This window comes from Arthrobacter sp. TJ-240 (assembly GCF_058269195.1).
Window position 1 is genome coordinate 172,426 of the sequence record NZ_JBZCNG010000007.1, and the last position, 17,881, is coordinate 190,306.

Sequence of the window (17,881 nt, forward strand, 5' to 3'; positions counted from 1 at the left end):
TACACCTATCCAACGTCGGGTCCTGCCGATCGACGGCGTGCGCGAAGAGCAGGAGGGGCGGGTCACTCGTGAATACTCACCCAAAACTAACCCACGTCGCCGACGATCACCCGGCGCGCCGTCGTCAGGGCGCGCCGGTCAGCGGTTCACCGCGTGCGACCCGTCCTCCTCGGGGACGTACCCGTCGTAACGCACCGCCTTGAAGAGGACACTCAGGACGACGAGGTCGTAGACCACCCAGGCGACGTTCACGAGCGTACCCAGTGGCTCGTTGAGTCCGACCGCCAGCCGGAACACCCCGACTACTGCCGCTACGGCGAGCAGGGCCATGGCGACGAGTTGCGGACGGATCAGGTGCCAGTCACGGCTGTTGCCCTCCTTGACCTTCGGCGTCACGGCGAAACCCAGGGGCCTGCCGAACCACACGTTGCGAGCGGCCGTGGTGCAGGCCTTGATCCAGGTGGGGAACAGCGCCAGGCTGTACTGCTGCCCCCGCCATGTCTTCGCCCCCCGTCCGGCGACTGCGAAGAGGATCTGGTTGACCACCATGAAGGGGATGAAGCGGATGAAGAAGTCCGTGCTGAGGCTGGTCACGGGCAGGATGCCGAGGATCAGGTAGATGATGGGCGCAGCGATGTAGACGACCGCGGCGAAGCCTGACAGGTAGCTCCACATGGTGGCGAAGTACATCAACCGCTGGGTCCACTTCATCCCCCGCTTGGTGAGGGGGTTCTCCCGGAGCAGCACCTGGATCGTGCCCTGGGCCCAGCGCAGCCGCTGGGTCAGCATGGTCTTCAGATCCTCGGGGGCGAGGCCGATGGCGAGGATCTCGTGATGGTAGACGCTCTTCCATCCCATGGCGTGCAGTCGCATGGACGTGGCCATGTCCTCGGTGACGGAGATCGTGGCCAGAGGCATGACCGGCTGCGCCTCCTCACCGCGCTCGATGGAGATCGCCTCCAGCACGGCCTGCACCGACTCAAGCGCACCGAGCGGGGACCATTGCCGGGAGGACAGTCCTGCCACGGCGACCTCGACTTCTTCGGGGCTGAGCGCGCCGGAGCCGGGTCCGAGACCCATGGCCTCGATCTCCGCCAGATCGGCCTGCAGCGCATGGACATCGGCAGCGACGAGCTTCTGGACAGCGGCATCGACCGTGCGGCGCAGGGTGTAGGTGATCTCGCTGTAGGACCGCCCCTCCTTGAGTCCGGCTGCCGCCCCGGCCATTGCCCGTTCCACCTCGTCGAGCAGCTGGGCGACCATGGGGTCACGGGCCTGCTCCGACCTACGGGCGCGACGGATCGCGGAGCGGGATCCCTTCAGGGCGGTGCGGATGTTCTTCTCGACCTCGTCGACATACCCGACCAGGCCGAGCTGCATGAGCGCCTCCCTGCGCAGCAGTGCGTTGGAGCCGCAGAAGAACGCCGCGTTCCAGCCATCCTTGCCCTGCTGCAGCGGGCCGTAGAACAGGGGCGCCTGGCTCCCCAGAGGGTCGTCGTCGGGGACATTGACGAACCACTGCGGCGTCTGTACCAGAGCCACCTTCCGGTTGTTGAAGTAACCCAGGGTCCGGTCGAGGATCTCGGGCTTAGGGATCTGGTCCGCATCGAGGATCATCATGAACTCGCCGTCGGTTGCCATGAGGGCGTTGTTGAGGTTGCCCGCCTTGGCATGTCGGGGACGGTCCGCCCAGTCGGCGCTGCGGGTCAGGTAGCCGATGCCGTGCTGCTCCGCGGCCTCCCGCAGCTCGGTCCGGGTGCCGTCGTCGAGGATCCACGTCCTGTGCGGATACCGGATGCGTTGCGCCGCGAGTGCCGTCTCGAGGACCATCTCGATCGGTTCGTTGTACGTGGTGATGAACACGTCCACGCCCAGGCCGGGGGGTGCCGGCGGAGGCGTGCGCTCCCTGGTCCGCCACACCGTCAGCCCGAAGAGGCATACGTCGACGAGGCTGTAGGTCTCTGCCAGCACCAGCGGCACCGCGATCCACCATGCCGACCAGTTCAGCGACTCCAGCCAGCGCCACCCCACGTAGTTCACGCCGAAGATCACGGTGAGCAGGACCAGCAGGCGGAGCAGGAATTGATGCACGTCGTTCCTCCAGGTGTACGTCCGGTCCGGACGCGGGGACAGCTGTTCAGGCCCCATGAGGCGTGTGTTGCAGGTGTGGTTCGGGAATCACCCTAGTTCAGCCCGGCGCTCACCCGCACGGGCCATCAGCAGGCGCGCCTTCGGCGATGCGGTCGATGATGAGCTGCTGCGCGGGGCGGGAGCCCTCGGGGGCGATCACGACGGCGTCGGCCAGCGCCTCGCGGGCGCGGTCGAACTTGTCCGGGGTGTCGGTGAGCAGTGTCATGAGCGGCTCGCCGGCGCGGACGGTGGCGCCGGGCTTCGCGTGCAGGCGGACACCCGCCCCGGCCTGCACCTGATCCTCCTTGCGGGCACGGCCGGCCCCGAGGCGCCAGGCGGCCACCCCCACGGAGAGCGCGTCGAGGCCCACGAGGACGCCGTCGGCCGGGGCGAGGATCACCTCGGACTCCTTCGCGACCGGCAGGGCAGCCCGGGGATCCCCGCCCTGTGCCTCGATCATCCGGTTCCAGACGTCCATGGCGCGTCCGTCCTTCAGGGCGGCCGCCGGGTCGGCGTCGTGCACTCCCGCGCAGGCGAGCATCTCCTCGGCGAGGCGGACGGTGAGCTCGACGACGTCGGACGGCCCGCCGCCGGCGAGGACCTCCACCGACTCCTCGACCTCGATGGCGTTGCCGGCCGTCAGGCCGAGCGGCGTGCTCATGTCGGTCAGGAGCGCGACGGTGTTCACGCCGGCGTCCTTGCCGAGCGCGACCATGGTCTCGGCGAGCTCGCGGGCCTGGTCGACGTCCTTCATGAACGCGCCGCTGCCCACCTTCACGTCGAGCACCAGGGAGCCGGTGCCCTCGGCGATCTTCTTGCTCATGATCGAGGACGCGATGAGCGGGATGGCCTCGACGGTCCCGGTGACGTCGCGCAGGGCGTAGAGCTTCTTGTCCGCGGGGGCGAGGCCCGTGCCGGCGGCGCAGATGACCGCGCCGACGTCGGCGAGCTGCCGCAGCATGTCCTCGTTGCTGAGGTGCGCCCGCCACCCGGGGATGGACTCGAGCTTGTCCAGCGTGCCGCCGGTGTGGCCGAGGCCGCGGCCGGAGAGCTGGGGCACGGCCACGCCGAACACTGCGACGAGCGGGGCCAGGGGCAGGGTGATCTTGTCCCCCACGCCGCCGGTCGAGTGCTTGTCGCTGGTGGGGCGCCCGAGGGAGGAGAAGTCCATGCGCTCGCCCGAGGCGATCATGGCGGCGGTCCAGCGGGAGATCTCGGCACGGTCCATGCCGTTGAGCAGGATCGCCATGTTGAGGGCGGCCATCTGCTCGTCGGCGATGACGCCGCGCGTGTAGGCGTCGATGGTCCAGTCGATCTGCTCGGGCGTGAGGGTGCCGCGGTCGCGCTTGGTGCGGATGATGTCGACGGCGTCGAAGGCTTCGGTCATGGGGAGTCCTCGGGTTGTTCGGCTGATGGAAGCTGCTGGGAGCTGCTGGGAGCTGCTGGAGAAGAGAGGGGCGCGGCCGCTCGGGCCGCGCCCCTCTCTTCGGTGGTCAGGCGAGGTGCTGCGGCCCGAAGGCGTCCGGCAGGACCTCGTCCATGGTCCGGATACCGCTGACGGTCATGAGCACCATGTCGGGTGCCCGGAATTCGTACAGCAGCTGGCGGCAGCGCCCGCACGGCATGAGCGTGGTGCCCTCGCTGTCCACGCAGCTGAAGGCGCGGATGCGGCCGCCGCCGCTCATGGCGAGCGCGCTGACGAGGGCGCACTCGGCGCACAGCGTCAGCCCGTAGGACGCGTTCTCCACGTTGCAGCCGGAGATGATCCGGCCGTCGTCGAGGAGGGCCGCAGCCCCCACCGGGAACTTCGAGTACGGCACGTAGGCGCGCCGCATGGCCTCCGTGGCCGTGGCGGCGAGGGTGTCCCAGGGGATCTCGGTCCCCGTCGTCTGCTGATCGGTCATGGTGGGTACTCCTAGCCCTTGATGTAGGGGATGCCGCTGGCGCCCGGTGCCCGCGAGCGGCCTACGAGGCCGGCGACGGCGAAGACCGTCACCACGTAGGGCAGCATGCGCAGGAACTGGTCCGGCACCGGGGTGCCGAGCAGGCTCAGGACGTTGGACAGATTGGTTGCGAAGCCGAACAGCAGGGCCGCGAAGAACGCGCCGATCGGGTTCCAGCGGCCGAAGATGAGCGCCGCCAGTGCGATGTAGCCCTGGCCCGCCGTCATGTCGCGGCCGAAGCCCGACACGGCCACGAGCGTGAAGAAGGACCCGCCGATCCCGGCGACCACACCGGCGAGCAGGACGTTCATGAAGCGCATCCGGTTGACGTTGACGCCGAGGGTGTCGGCGGCCTTCGGGTGCTCACCGACCGCGCGCGTGCGCAGGCCCCAGCGGGAGTGGTACAGGGCCACGTAGACCACGGCGACCGCGACGTACATGAGGTAGCCCACGATGGTCTGCTGGAAGAGGATCGGGCCGATCACAGGGATGTCGGCGAGCAGCGGGATCTCGATGACGGGCAGGCGCGGCGGGGAGTTCCACCGCTCCGAGTCCTCGCTGAGGACGGCGGAGAACAGGAACCCCGTGAGGCCGGAGACGAGCACGTTCAGCACCACGCCGACGATGACCTGGTTGACCACGTAGCGGATGCTGAAGACGGCCAGGACGAGCGAGACGAGGACACCGGCGACGGCCGCCGCGAGGAGGCCGACGAACGCGCTGCCGGAGAGCGACGCCGCGACGGCCGCCGCGAAGGCGCCGAACAGCAGCTGCCCCTCGATGGCGATGTTCACGACGCCGGAACGCTCGCAGAGCACGCCCGAGAGCGAACCGAAGATCAGCGGCACCGCGAGGGTCACGGACCCGGCGAGGAGCCCGTAGAGGGCCACGTTCGGGGTGCGGGCGCTGCCCACCACCCACGTCAGGAAGGCCACGAGGAACAGCGCCGCGAACACGGCGAGCACCCACGTGGGGACCTTCTGCCCGGCCCGGGTGCGGAGGATCGCGAGGACCGCGAGGGCGAGCATCGCGAAGGCCGCGATCCAGCCGATCACGGGTGCGGACACGACGATCGACGGGAGCACGATCGGGTCGTTGTCCTCCGAGAGCCGGAACGTGACGTCGTTGTCCGGCGCGCCCAGGGCGAAGACCAGGAGCGCGAAGAGGGCGACGACGGACAGGATGATCGGGTTCTTCCAGCTGCGCACGCCGGCGTCGCCGGCACCGCGGGCGGGGTTCTTGCTCTTGTCGCTCTCATGGCGTGCGGTCGCTGTGCTCATGCTGCTGCTCCGGTCGAGGCTGGCGTGCGGGTCGTGGCGCCGCCCTTGCCGGCGCGGGAGGCGCCGGGTGCGGGGAGGCGGAACAGCGCGCGGACGAGCGGCGGCGCTGCGATGAAGAGGACGATGAGCGACTGCACCACGAGGACGATGTCGATGCTGGTCCCCGTGGAGGCCTGCATGGCCACTCCCCCGGCCCTGAACGCGCCGAAGAGGATCCCGGCGGCGAAGGTGCCCCACGGCGAGGAGCGTCCGAGGAGCGCCACGGTGATCGCGTCGAAGCCGAAGCTCGCGGCGACGCCCGAGGTCAGGACCTTCTCGGTGCCCGACACCTGCGCCACGCCGGCCAGGCCCGCGAGGGCTCCGGCGATGGCCATGGCGAGGATGTAGCCCTTGCTGACGTTGACGCCTGCCGTGCGGGCGGCGCTCGGGTTCGCGCCGACGGACCGGAGTTCGAAGCCGACGGTCGAGCGGTTCAGCAGCCACCAGACGAAGACGGTGGCGAGCACGGCGACCACGAAGCCCCAGTGGAGGCGGAAGGCCGGTCCGAGCAGCGGCGGGTAGAGCGCCGTCGCGTCGAGCTGGGGACTGATGGGGTTCGTGGACCCCGGCCGCTGGAACGCCGGGGTGCTCAGGAAGTAGAGCACCAGGTTCGTCGCGATGTAGTTGAACATGATGGTGAGGATGACCTCGTGGGCGCCGGTTCGGGCCTTGAGGAGTCCCACGAGTCCGGCCCAGATGGCGCCGCCGACCATGCCCGCGAGGATCACGAGCAGCAGGTGGATCCCGGCCGGCAGGTCCAGGGTGAAACCGACCCAGCCGGCGAACGTCGCGCCGATGAGGATCTGCCCCTGGGCGCCGATGTTGAACAGGCCCGCCCGGAACGCGAGGGCCACGCCGAGACCGGCGCAGATGAGCGGCGTCGCGACGGTCAGGGTCTGCGTCAGGGGGTAGACGACCCGGGTGAAGGAGTCCCCCTCCAGGTTGAGCACGGAGCCCTGGAACAGGGCGAGGTACGCGCTCGAGGCGGCCGTCCACGCCGCGGCCAGGGTGTCCTGGGGGCGGCTGAAGAAGTACGACGACGCCCGGGCCACGTTCTCGTCCGTTACCGCGATGAGCAGGCCGCCGAGGATCAGGGACAGCACCACGGACAGGAACGCGACGAGCGCGTTGCCCGTCATGATGCGCTGCATCAGCGTGGCGTCAGGCCCGGGGCCGGCGCCGAGGTCGGCCGCCGTCGCGGGCACGGCGGGGGGCGGCAGCTCCCCTCCGGCGGTCTCGACGGCGTTCTCGAGGCGCACCTCGTCCTGGCGGGCGGCGTCATTCGCTTCCCGGCGCGAGTGCGGGGCACCCTCGCCGGTGGCCGGGGCTGCCGGCCGTTCCTCCTGCGGGGTCACAGGTTTCCTCCTTGAACGTCGTGGGCCTGCGCCAGCGCTTCGTCGGCAGGCATGCCGGCCATCATGAGACCGAGGACATCGCGCGAGACCGCGCCGGGCACGATTCCCATGAGGCGGCCGCGGTACAGCACGGCGATGCGGTCGGCGAGCTCCAGGACCTCGTCGAGTTCCGTGGAGACGATGATGACTGGCGTGCCGCCGTCGCGTTCGGCGACGATGCGGCGGTGCAGGAATTCGATGGACCCGACGTCGACGCCGCGGGTGGGTTGCGAGGCGATGAACAGTTTGAGCGGCCGCGAGAACTCGCGGGCCATGACGACCTTCTGCTGGTTGCCGCCGGACAGGGTGCCGGCCGCGGCGGACGCCGACTGCGTGCGGACGTCGTACTCGGCGATCTTCTCGTCGGCGTTCTTCTCGATGGCCGACGGCGACATGGACAGCCCCTTCGCGAACGGGGCGGCGTCGTACCGGTTGAGGATGAGGTTCTCGGCCACGGAGAACGTGCCCACGAGGCCCTCGACGCTGCGGTCCTCGGGGACGAACCCGACACCGGCGCGGATGATGTCCTTGACGCTGCGGCCCACGAGCTCGTTGCCGCCGAGGGTGATGGATCCCGTGACGTGGTCCTGCAGGCCCATGATGGCCTCGGTGAGCTCGGTCTGCCCGTTGCCCTGCACGCCGGCGACGGCGAGGATCTCGCCCTCGGCGACGTCGAAGCTCAGGCCGTCCACCACGCGCTGGCCGTTGGCCGCCTGCACAGTGAGGTCCCGCACCCGGAAGGTCACCTCTCCGAGCGTGGCGGGCTTCTTGTCGAGCGTCAGGCTGACGGACCGCCCGACCATGAGGGACGCGAGTTCCGTGGTGGGAGCGTTCGGGTCGGCGGTGCCGACCACCTTGCCGCGGCGGATCACGGTGATGACGTCGGAGACGGCCTTGACCTCGCGCAGTTTGTGCGAGATGAACACGATCGACTTCCCGTCCGCCTTCAGCTGCCCCATGATGCCGAGCAGCTCGTCGGTCTCCTTGGGCGTCAGCACGGCGGTGGGTTCGTCGAGGATCAGCACCTCGGCCTCGCGGACGAGGGCCTTGATGATCTCGACGCGCTGCTGGACACCGACCGGGAGGTCCTCGACCACGGCGTCGGGATCGACGTCGAACCCGTACTGGTCGGAGATCTGCCGGATCCGCGTGCGCGTCTCCTGCAGGTTCAGCATGCCGCCGGCCTTCGTGGCCTCGTTGCCGAGGGCCACGTTCTCCGCGACGGTGAAGACCGGTACGAGCATGAAGTGCTGGTGCACCATGCCGATCCCGGCGGCCATCGCGTCCCCGGGGCCCTTGAAGGTCACGGGCCTGTCGTCCACGCGGATCTCGCCCTCGGTGGGGTCGTAGAGCCCGTACAGCACGTTCATGAGGGTCGACTTGCCGGCCCCGTTCTCCCCGAGCAGGCTGTGCACCTGTCCGGGTTCCACGACGAGGTCGATGGAGTCGTTGGCCACGAGCGATCCGAAGCGCTTCGTGATGCCGATCAGTTCGAGTTTCACAGCTCAGCCTGTTCTGTTGTTCTCACGTCTCTCGTCAGGCGAGAACCGTGCTGAAGTCACCGGAAAGGATACCGGGTGCGGCTCTGTGCCACGCACCGCGGACGAACGCAAACCGCCTTCCTCCCTGCGGGGGTCCGCAGGGAGGAAGGCGGTTCGGATGCGGTGGCCGGTGCTACTTGGGGCTGGCGGCCGAGTCGACCGTGATCTCGCCCGCGACGATCTGGTCCTTCAGCTCGTCGAGCTTGGTCTGCAGATCGGCCGGCACGTTGGCCTCCTGGTCGTGGAACGGCGCGAGTGCCACCCCTCCGTTCTCGAGGGTGCCCACGTACGGGGTGTTGTCGAAGTTGCCCTCGACGTCCGTGCTGATGACGTCCTCGACGGCGTCGCCCATGAGCTTCATGACGGAGGTGAGGATGAACTCCTCGCCCTTGCCGGCGGTCTCGTAGCCGTCGGAGTCGACCCAGATGGCCTTGACGTCCTTGCCGGCGCCGTTGGCCTCGATGACGGCGTCGAGCGTGCCGGAGCCCACCGGACCCGCGACCGGCATGATGATGTCGGCGCCCTCGTTGATGAAGTTCTGGGTGTTGGTCTTGCCGGCGGCCGCGTCCTCGAAGTTGCCGACGAAGGTGCCGTTCTGGCTCTCCTTGTCCCAGCCGAGGAGCTGCACGTCGCCGCCCGTCTCCTCGTTGAAGTAGGCGACGCCCTCGGCGAAGCCGTCCATGAAGATGGTCACTGTGGGGATGTTGATGCCGCCGTAGGTGGCGACCTTGCCGGTCTCGCTCGTCGCCGCGGCCGTGTAGCCGGCGAGGAACGCCGCCTGGGCCGTGTCGTAGATGATCGGCTTGACGTTGTCGGCCGTGATCGAGTTGTCGTCGACGATCGCGAAGTTCGCGTCCGGGTTAGCCTCGGCGGCGGCCTTCGTGGTGTCGGCGAGCAGGAAGCCGACGGTGACGGTCAGGTTGCAGCCGGCCTGGACCATCTGGTCGACGTTCGGACCGAAGTCGGTCTCGGCCTGGGACTCGGCCTGGTTGATCTTGATGCCCAGGTCCGTCTCCGCCTTCTTCAGTCCCTCGTAGCTGGACTGGTTGAACGAGCGGTCGTCGAATCCGCCCGAGTCCGAGACGATGCAGCCGAGGTAGTCGGAGTTGGCTTCGGCGCCGCCACCGCCGCCGGACGAATCCTCGGCCGGCGGCGCACCGCAGCCGGAGAGGACGAGGGCCGATACGCCGAGGACGGCGGCGGACAGGCCGGTGCCGCGCGAAAACTTGCGCAGTGAGTTCTTCAAAATGCCTCCAGGAAAGAAATGCGCCACGGGTATGAGTACCAGTGAGTGACCATCCCGGGTCTCATGCGATCCGGGGCTCTGTTGTCACTGGAAGACCGTGGCGCCGCGACACCGTCGGTGCAGCACGTATGCGAACATCCTAAGGGCCAAGTGACGAAGAGCACTACACGGCCCGCTCGGAGGGGAGGATCGTTCGGGTTTCGTTATGAGTAGCGACCGCAGGGACGGCAGCGGGCGGGGTCGAGGCCCCGGCCTCAGTCGTCCTCGCCGAACAGGACCTGCAGGGCGGCCGCGGCCATGACGCGTACGCCGCAGCCGATGGCCCGCTCGTCCGGCGCGTAGTCACCCCGGTGCAGGTCGAACGTCTCGCCGCCGGGGGTCCGCGTGCCGAGCCTCATCATGGCGCCGGGCACCTCCTGCGTCATCCACGCGAAGTCCTCCCCGCCCATGGACTGGGGCGTCAGGACGACGGCGTGCGAACCGAGTTCCGCGCGTGCGGCGGCCTCCAGGAGACCGGTCTCGGCCTCCTGGTTCACCACCGGCGGTACCCCGCGGATGTGCTCGAGCCGGACGTCCACGCCGAACGGGGCCGCGACCTCGCGCACCGCGCGGTCGAGCATCTCGCCCGCCGAGTGCCAGGCCTCCCCCTCGAGGCAGCGGAGCGTCCCGGACATGAAGCCGTGGGCGGGGATGGCATTGGGGGCGGAGCCCGCGTGGATCTGCCCCCAGACCACGGACACCGCGCTGCGGACGTCGATCCGGCGCGACAGGACGGCCGGGACGTTCACGGCGATGGAGGCGAGCGCGAAGACGAGGTCCTCGGTCAGGTGAGGGCGCGAGGTGTGGCCGCCTCGCCCGCTGAGCTCGACGCGGATGGTGTCCGACGCGGACGTGATGGCCCCGATGCGGGTGCCCACGAGGCCCACGTCGATCCGCGGGTCGCAGTGCAGTGCGAGGATGCGCGGGACGCCTGCGAGGACCCCCTGCGCGATCACATCCAGTGCACCGCCGGGCATCAGCTCCTCCGCGGGCTGGAAGATGATCCTCACCGTGCCGGGCAGCCCCTCGTCGGCGTGCACCCCGGCGAGGACGAGCGCGACGCCGAGCATCACGGTGGTGTGGATGTCGTGTCCGCACGCGTGCGTGACGCCCGTCGTGGCGGACTCGAAGGGAAGGCCCGTCTCCTCGATGATCGGCAGTGCGTCGATGTCGGCGCGCAGCGCCAGCCGGAGCGGTCCGCTGCCGACGTCGACGAACACGCCCGTCCCCTCGAGCCGCTGGGGGGAGAGTCCCGCCTGCTCGAGCCGGGCCACGAGGACGTCCGTGGTGCGGTGCTCCTGGTAGGACAGTTCGGGGTGGCGGTGCAGGTCGCGCCGGATCTGCACCAGCTCGTCGTGGAGCTGCTCGAGGGCGGCTCCCACCCGGGAGGTCGGAGTCTGCGTGATGAACGTTTCCACCAGCTCAGCCTACCGACCGCAGAGCGGGCGCCCCCACCCGGGACCCGGCGGGTCCGGTGTTCGACAGATCGGCTCCCTGCAGGGCGTCGGCGCTACAGCACGTCGGTGTCACCGCTGGCACGCAGGCGCTCCACGGCCTTCTTGACCTCCTGGGCGTGCTCCTTGGTCGTCACGAGCAGGGCATCGGGGGTGTCGACGATGACGACGTCGTCGATCCCGATCAGTGCGATCACGCGCTTGGTGTCGGACACGACGATGCCCGAGGCGTTCTCCGAGAACACACGCGCGCCCTCCCCCATCACCGTGAGCTCGCTGTTCTCCTCCGCCGGGTTCAGGCGGCCGATCGCGGCGAAGTCCCCGACGTCGTCCCAGCTGAACTCGCCCGGGATCATGGCGACGTCGCCCGCGGCCGCCGCGGGCTCGGCGACGGCGTAGTCGATGGCGATCTTCGGGAGGGTGGGCCACACGCGGCGGGCCACCTCGACGCGCCGGGGGGTGTCCCAGGCCGCGGCGATCTCCATCAGGCCCGCGTAGAGCTCGGGCTCGTTGGCGGACAGGTGCTTGAGCATGAGGTCCACCGGCGCCACGAACATGCCGGCGTTCCACGAGTAGTTGCCACTGTCGATGTACCCGTCGGCGACCTCCTGCGACGGCTTCTCCACGAACTCGATGACGGCGCGGGCGCTGGGGGCGCCCTCGGCCGCGAGCGACTCCCCGGCGCGGATGTACCCGAAGCCGGTGGAAGCGTGGGTCGGCTTGATGCCGATCGTGACGATGTACCCGCGGGCGGCCGTGTGGATGGCCTCGCGGACGGCGGCCTGGAAGACCTCCACGGGCGCGATCACCTGGTCCGCGGCGAAGGACCCCATGATGATGCTCGGGTCCCGCTGGTGCAGGATGGCGGCGGCCAGGCCGATCGCGGCGCCGGAGTCCTTCGGCTCGGATTCGAGGACGAGGTTCATGTCCTCGATCTCGGGCAGCTGCGCGAGGACGGCCCGGCGGTGCACGATCCCCGTGACCACCATGGTGCGCCCGTCGCACAGGGGCCGGAGCCGGTCGTAGGTCGCCCGGATCAGCGTGCTGCCCGAACCGGTGAGGTCGTGCAGGAACTTCGGTGCGGCCGCCCGGGAGAGGGGCCACAGGCGCGTGCCCGTCCCTCCCGCGGGGATGACGCCATGGAAGCGGTCCAGCACGTTGTCGGGGGTCTGGGCAGCGGCCCTCTCGGTATTCATCGCTTCCACGGTAACCGACGCGCGCCGCGGGGCACCGGTGTGTCGCGATCCCGGGGTCACCACCGGCCTCGGCCCCGGTGGGCCCGGTGTTAACAAGGTCACAGGTGAGGCCCCCCTAAATTGAACGGAGAGTGTCACCGGCCTAGATTATTCTTATCTGAAGAGTGCTGTCGCACTGGCGTAATCACTGCGTATATCGCGCTAACGCCCTCGCGATGCAGGGAGGTAATTTCAATGCCGAAGACACTGACACCAGCAGGCACCCTTTACCGCGGCCGTGAGGGCCAATGGTCCTGGGTCGCGCACCGCATCACCGGGGTCGTGATTTTCTTCTTCCTCCTCGTGCACGTGCTGGACACGTCCCTCGTCCGCGTGTCGCCCGAAGCGTATGACGCCGTGATCGCCTCCTACAAGAACCCGATCATGGGCCTCGGTGAGCTCGGCCTCGTCGCGGCCATCGTGTTCCACGCCTTCAACGGCATCCGGCTGATCCTCGTGGACTTCTGGAAGAAGGGCCCCAAGTACCACCGGCAGATGCTCTGGGGCGTCGTGGGCCTCTGGGCGCTCGTCATGATCGCCTTCTCGATCCGCCATCTCTCGCACGTCTTCGGAGGTTAGTACCCATGGCTACCCCAATCATCGAAAGCCCCCGCTCCGGACGCGTCGCCCCGGGCTACACCCGCACCACCAGCTCGCGCAGCAACTTCGAGATGGTCGCGTGGCTGTTCATGCGGATCTCGGGCGCCATCCTCGTGGTGCTGATCTTCGTCCACCTGTACATCAACCTCGTCGCCGGTGACGGCATCACCGGGATCGACTTCGGCTTCGTAGCCGGCAAGTGGGCAAGCCCCCTGTGGCAGATCTGGGACCTCACCATGCTGTGGCTCGCCATGCTGCACGGCACCAACGGCATCCGCGTGATCATCAACGACTACGCGGACAAGAACAGCACCCGCATGTGGCTCAAGGGCGTGCTGTACACGGCGACCGTCGTCATCGTGGTCCTCGGCACCCTCGTGATCTTCACCTTCGATCCCTGCCCCGTGATCGACGGTGTGGCCCACGTCGCGGACTACTGCCCCGCTCCGTAGCAGCGCCCATCGGTACTGCCGATCAGTACCGACCCCAGCACTGACCAACGGCACTGATCTCCAGCGCTGACGAGCAGTAGCTGCCGGTCCCCGGCAGCACCCGCACGGCGGGCTCATCGCAGTGCCCCCGAGCACCACCACCGGTTTCAACAGAAAGAGCGACCAGCATGCAGGTCCACAAGTACGACGTCGTCATCGTCGGCGCAGGTGGCGCAGGGATGCGCGCAGCCATCGAATCGGGCCAGCGCGCCCACACCGCCGTCCTGACGAAGCTCTACCCCACCCGCTCACACACGGGTGCGGCGCAGGGCGGCATGTGCGCGGCACTCGCCAACGTCGAAGAGGACAACTGGGAGTGGCACACCTTCGACACCGTGAAGGGCGGCGACTACCTGGTCGACCAGGACGCCGCCGAGGTCATGGCGAAAGAGGCCATCGAGGCCGTCCTCGACCTCGAGAAGATGGGCCTGCCGTTCAACCGCACCCCGGAGGGACGCATCGACCAGCGCCGGTTCGGCGGCCACACCCGTGACCACGGAAAGGCTCCGGTCCGCAGGTCCTGCTACGCGGCCGACCGCACCGGGCACATGATCCTCCAGACGCTCTATCAGAACTGCGTCAAGCACAACGTCGAGTTCTACAACGAGTACTACGTGCTCGATCTGCTGATGGTCGACCAGGAGGTCACGGTCGACGGCGAGACCCGCATCCAGAAGCGCGTGGCCGGAGTCGTCTCCTACGACCTCGCCTCGGGCGAGCTGCACATCTTCCAGGCCAAGTCGGTCGTCTTCGCCTCCGGTGGCGTCGGCAAGGTCTACAAGACGACGTCGAACGCCCACACCCTGACCGGCGACGGCATGGGCATCGCGTTCCGCCGCGGCATCCCCCTCGAGGACATGGAGTTCTTCCAGTTCCACCCGACCGGCCTCGCCGGTCTCGGGATCCTCCTGTCCGAGGCGGCCCGCGGCGAGGGCGCCATCCTCCGCAACTCGGAGGGTGAGCGCTTCATGGAACGCTACGCCCCGACCATCAAGGACCTGGCGCCGCGCGACATCGTGGCCCGGTCCATGGCCAACGAGGTGCGCGAGGGTCGGGGAGCCGGCCCGAACAAGGACTACGTCCTCCTCGACCTCACGCACCTCGAGCCCGCGCACATCGACGCGAAGCTCCCCGACATCACCGAGTTCGCCCGCACCTACCTGGGCGTCGAGCCCTACACGGAGCCGGTACCGGTCTTCCCCACGGCGCACTACGCCATGGGCGGCATCCCGACCAACATCAAGGCCGAGGTCCTGGCGGACAACGACACCGTGGTGCCGGGCCTGTATGCGGCCGGCGAGGTGGCCTGCGTGTCCGTCCACGGTTCCAACCGCCTCGGGACCAACTCGCTGCTCGACATCAACGTCTTCGGCAAGCGCGCCGGCCTCGCCGCCGCGGAGTACGCACTCACCGCAGACTTCGTGGAGATCCCCGAGAACCCGACGGTCGAGACCGAGGAACTCCTCAACCGGGCACGCAGCTCCGAGGGCGGAGAGCGCGTGGCGCTGATCCGCAAGGAGCTGCAGGACATCATGGACCTCAACGTCCAGGTGTTCCGTACCGAGGAGACCCTCCTCGAGGCACTGCGTGTCATCGATACACTGGAGGAGCGGTACACGCGCATCACGGTGCAGGACAAGGGCAAGCGGTTCAACCTGGACCTGCTCGAAGCCGTGGAGCTCGGGTTCCTCCTCGACATGGCGAAGGTCATGACCGCGGCGGCCCTGCACCGCAAGGAGTCCCGCGGCGGACACTTCCGCGAGGACTACCCCGAGCGCGACGACGAGAATTTCATGACCCATTCCATGGCCTACAAGGACCCCAGCGCCACTGCCACCAGCGGCGTCCGCCTTGAGACCAAACCGGTTATCTTCACCCGATACCAGCCCATGGAGCGTAAGTACTGATGAGCACCGAAACCGTAGAGAAAGAGCCGGCCTCGAAGATCGAGCTCAGCCCGGACGTCGCCGGCGGAGAGATCCCCACGTTCGACATCACCCTGAAGGTCCGCCGCTACAACCCGGAGGTCTCGGACGAGGCGCACTGGGACGAGTGGAAGCTGACCATGTACGGCACGGACCGCGTGCTGGACGCCCTGCACAAGGTCAAGTGGGAGCACGACGGCTCGGTCTCGTTCCGCCGTTCCTGCGCGCACGGCGTGTGCGGCTCGGACGCCATGCGGATCAACGGGCGCAACCGGTTGGCCTGCAAGACCCTCCTGAAGGACCTCGACACGTCCAAGCCCATCCTGGTGGAGCCCATCAAGGGCCTGCCCGTGGAGAAGGACCTGATCGTGGACATGGAGCCGTTCTTCCAGTCCTACCGCGAGATCATGCCGTTCCTGATCAGCAAGGGCCACGAGCCCGCGAAGGAGCGCCTGCAGTCCGCCGAGGAGCGCGATCGCTACGACGACACCACCAAGTGCATCCTGTGCGCGGCGTGCACGTCCTCGTGCCCCGTGTTCTGGACCGACGGCCAGTACTTCGGCCCCGCGGCGATCGTCAACGCGCACCGGTTCATCTTCGACTCGCGCGACGACGCCGGAGACATGCGCCTCGAGATCCTGAACGACAAGGAGGGTGTGTGGCGTTGCCGCACCACCTTCAACTGCTCGGAGGCGTGCCCGCGTGGCATCCAGGTCACCAAGGCCATCTCCGAGGTCAAGCAGGCGATCCTGACCCGCAAGATCTGATCCGGACACACCGCCGGTGATGCCGGCGCACCGAGGGCGGCCCCTGTACAGGGGCCGCCCTCTCGTGTTCCCGGGGTGTCATCGCGGCGCCGGTCAGGGCCCGACGGCGGCACAGCCGGGCGCTGCGCGTCAGGGGTCGCTGCTGCCTGCGCTGCGGCTCCTGCGGCGGCTGCGCTGCCACAGGGTCCCCGCTTTCGCGTGGTGTTCCCGGTCGGAAACCACGCCCGCGTCCGCCGTGCCGATCGCGCACCAGGCGGTGGCCAGCAGGTACACCTGGCTGAGCAGGAAGAACCAGATGAACAGGGCGAGGATCACGGCGAAGGACAGCAGCAGCGGGTTGTTGCCGAAAGCGCCGAGGATCTGCGCCGAGAACGTCCGCAGCAGGGTGGTGCCGAGCCCCGCGATCAGTGCCCCCTGGATCAGCACCCGCCGTGGCATCTCGATGGCCGACGCGGAGTGGAACAGGACCACGGCCACGAGGATGTCCAGCAGGATCATCACGGCGAAGCCCGCTGCCTGCGTCATGAGCTGGTCCACGACGTTCAGGCGCAGGACGGCGAGCAGGGCACCCACGGTGTTGTTGGCCACCACCCCGAGTCCGGTGGTCACCACCATGATCACCCCGAGGAGCGCGAGGGTCCCGAGGTCCTTCGCCCAGAGGACCACCGGGTGGACCGCGACGGGCGGCAGCGCGAAGATACCGCGCATCGCCTGCCGCATCCCCCCGATCCAGCCGAGGGCCGTCACGAGCATGACCACCGAGGACACCACGATCGCCCAGCCGAGTCCGCTGGTGACCTCGAAGAGCCGCTCTGCAGTCACCAGGCCGCTCTCGCCGCCCGCGTCGCCGATGAGCCCGGGAACCGCCTGGTCGAGTGCATCGACCGAGATCTCCCGGAGTTCCTCGTCGCCCGCGATCACGATGCCGAGGGCGGCGAATGCGACGACCAGGAGCGCGGCGATCGCGAAGAACAGGCGGTAGGCCAGTCCTGCCGCCATCAGGGGCCCGCGGCGCTCGTTGTACAGCACGACCACCCGCACCGGGCGCAGCGTGAAGAACCGGCACAGCAGCAGGTCCACCCGCGCGAGCAGGAGCTCCGCTCCCCCGCCACCGGAACGGGTCAGCCGACCGACCCTGACCTGCGCGTCGATGACCCTGCGCTGCAGATCGGGCAGGCTGGCCGGGGACGGCTGGTCAACCCGCGGCGGCTTCGGAGCTGTCAGCGTCTTCGCCAAAGCGCAGCTCCTCCCTCAGTTTCCACAGGCCCGACTGCACATGCTCGTAGAGCCCCATGCCCCGCACCTCGAAGGAGGCGTCGAAGGCGCGGAGGACCTCGGCAGCCGCGTCGAGTCCCGCCGCGGAGACGTCGTGGGCCACCGTGACGTGCGGGTGGAACGGGAACTCGAGGTCGCGGTCGAGCGGCCCCGCTTGGAGCTTCGCGTGCAGCGCGACGCACTCGTCGAAGCCCTCCACGAGGTTCAGGAACACCACGGGCGAGACGGGCCGGAAGGTACCGGTGCCGTGCAGGCGCACCGTGAACGGGCGCTGGTGGCGGGCCACGGAGCGCACGTGGTCGATGGTCTCGTCCCAGTCCGTCGCGGGCGTCGTGGTGATCAGGGTGATGTGGGGCGGCGCGACCGCCGCCATGGGGTCGCCGAAGGACGCCCGCCACGACTCGAGGTCACCGGCGAGCGGTTCGGGGATGGGGATGGTGACGCCGACGCAGCTGCCGCTCGGGCGCGGGCCGGCGAGGGCTGTCACCACTCCGTGGGGCTGACCGTCCGAGGCGCACATGG

General features: G+C 68.8%; 15 protein-coding genes. 4 read left to right on the plus strand and 11 right to left on the minus strand.

From position 1 onward, the window contains the following. Positions 1 to 138 precede the first annotated feature (138 nt). The 9 genes from AC4D2C_RS16470 to AC4D2C_RS16510 form a co-directional block, all read right to left on the minus strand. Positions 139 to 2,091, minus strand: coding sequence for a glycosyltransferase (locus tag AC4D2C_RS16470; protein WP_490915905.1), 1,953 nt, complete (start codon positions 2,089 to 2,091; stop codon positions 139 to 141). A 109-nt stretch (positions 2,092 to 2,200) separates the two neighbouring features. Continuing rightward, the gene (locus tag AC4D2C_RS16475; RefSeq protein ID WP_490915906.1) at positions 2,201 to 3,517 is read right to left on the minus strand and encodes a thymidine phosphorylase; all 1,317 of its coding nucleotides are present in this window, start codon (positions 3,515 to 3,517) and stop codon (positions 2,201 to 2,203) included. A 106-nt stretch (positions 3,518 to 3,623) separates the two neighbouring features. Then, positions 3,624 to 4,034: a cytidine deaminase gene (locus AC4D2C_RS16480; RefSeq protein WP_490905605.1), complete on the minus strand. Its 411-nt coding sequence runs from the start codon at positions 4,032 to 4,034 to the stop codon at positions 3,624 to 3,626. A gap of 11 nt (positions 4,035 to 4,045) precedes the next feature. Next, entirely contained in the window at positions 4,046 to 5,353 is a 1,308-nt protein-coding gene (locus tag AC4D2C_RS16485) for an ABC transporter permease (RefSeq protein WP_490915907.1), read from the minus strand. Beyond that, a complete protein-coding gene (locus tag AC4D2C_RS16490; protein ID WP_490915908.1) occupies positions 5,350 to 6,747 on the minus strand; it encodes an ABC transporter permease in 1,398 nt (465 codons plus the stop codon). The genes AC4D2C_RS16485 and AC4D2C_RS16490 overlap by 4 nt, the downstream gene beginning before the upstream one ends. Then, positions 6,744 to 8,288 (minus strand): ABC transporter ATP-binding protein, encoded by a 1,545-nt coding sequence (locus tag AC4D2C_RS16495; protein WP_490915909.1) that lies wholly within the window; start codon positions 8,286 to 8,288, stop codon positions 6,744 to 6,746. Before AC4D2C_RS16495 ends, AC4D2C_RS16490 begins: the two co-directional genes overlap by 4 nt. A 172-nt stretch (positions 8,289 to 8,460) precedes the next feature. After that, the gene (locus tag AC4D2C_RS16500) at positions 8,461 to 9,573 is read right to left on the minus strand and encodes a BMP family lipoprotein (protein ID WP_490915910.1); all 1,113 of its coding nucleotides are present in this window, start codon (positions 9,571 to 9,573) and stop codon (positions 8,461 to 8,463) included. A 254-nt stretch (positions 9,574 to 9,827) separates the two neighbouring features. After that, positions 9,828 to 10,994, minus strand: a complete 1,167-nt coding sequence (locus AC4D2C_RS16505) for an amidohydrolase (protein ID WP_490915939.1) — start codon at positions 10,992 to 10,994, stop codon at positions 9,828 to 9,830. 128 nt (positions 10,995 to 11,122) lie between these two features. After that, on the minus strand, positions 11,123 to 12,262 hold the full coding sequence (locus tag AC4D2C_RS16510) for a mannose-1-phosphate guanylyltransferase (protein ID WP_490915911.1): 1,140 nt from the start codon (positions 12,260 to 12,262) through the stop codon (positions 11,123 to 11,125). Between the two features lie 234 nt (positions 12,263 to 12,496). Here AC4D2C_RS16510 and sdhC point away from each other — a divergent pair, with 234 nt between their 5' ends. The 4 genes from sdhC (at position 12,497) to AC4D2C_RS16530 (ending at position 16,084) form a co-directional block, all read left to right on the plus strand. Next, the gene (sdhC, locus tag AC4D2C_RS16515) at positions 12,497 to 12,880 is read left to right on the plus strand and encodes a succinate dehydrogenase, cytochrome b556 subunit (protein WP_104049190.1); all 384 of its coding nucleotides are present in this window, start codon (positions 12,497 to 12,499) and stop codon (positions 12,878 to 12,880) included. 5 nt (positions 12,881 to 12,885) lie between these two features. Further along, positions 12,886 to 13,353 carry a succinate dehydrogenase hydrophobic membrane anchor subunit gene (locus AC4D2C_RS16520; RefSeq protein ID WP_490915912.1) on the plus strand — a complete coding sequence of 156 codons (468 nt, stop codon included), beginning with the start codon at positions 12,886 to 12,888 and terminating at the stop codon, positions 13,351 to 13,353. 167 nt (positions 13,354 to 13,520) lie between these two features. Continuing rightward, the gene (gene sdhA, locus AC4D2C_RS16525; RefSeq protein WP_490915913.1) at positions 13,521 to 15,299 is read left to right on the plus strand and encodes a succinate dehydrogenase flavoprotein subunit; all 1,779 of its coding nucleotides are present in this window, start codon (positions 13,521 to 13,523) and stop codon (positions 15,297 to 15,299) included. After that, entirely contained in the window at positions 15,299 to 16,084 is a 786-nt protein-coding gene (locus AC4D2C_RS16530) for a succinate dehydrogenase iron-sulfur subunit (RefSeq protein WP_490915914.1), read from the plus strand. Before sdhA ends, AC4D2C_RS16530 begins: the two co-directional genes overlap by 1 nt. A gap of 129 nt (positions 16,085 to 16,213) precedes the next feature. On the opposite strand, the gene AC4D2C_RS16535 is transcribed toward AC4D2C_RS16530, so the two are convergent. After that, a complete protein-coding gene (locus tag AC4D2C_RS16535; RefSeq protein WP_490915915.1) occupies positions 16,214 to 17,320 on the minus strand; it encodes a YihY/virulence factor BrkB family protein in 1,107 nt (368 codons plus the stop codon). Then, positions 17,280 to 17,846: a 2'-5' RNA ligase family protein gene (locus tag AC4D2C_RS16540; RefSeq protein WP_490915916.1), complete on the minus strand. Its 567-nt coding sequence runs from the start codon at positions 17,844 to 17,846 to the stop codon at positions 17,280 to 17,282. The genes AC4D2C_RS16535 and AC4D2C_RS16540 overlap by 41 nt, the downstream gene beginning before the upstream one ends. Positions 17,847 to 17,881 lie beyond the last annotated feature (35 nt).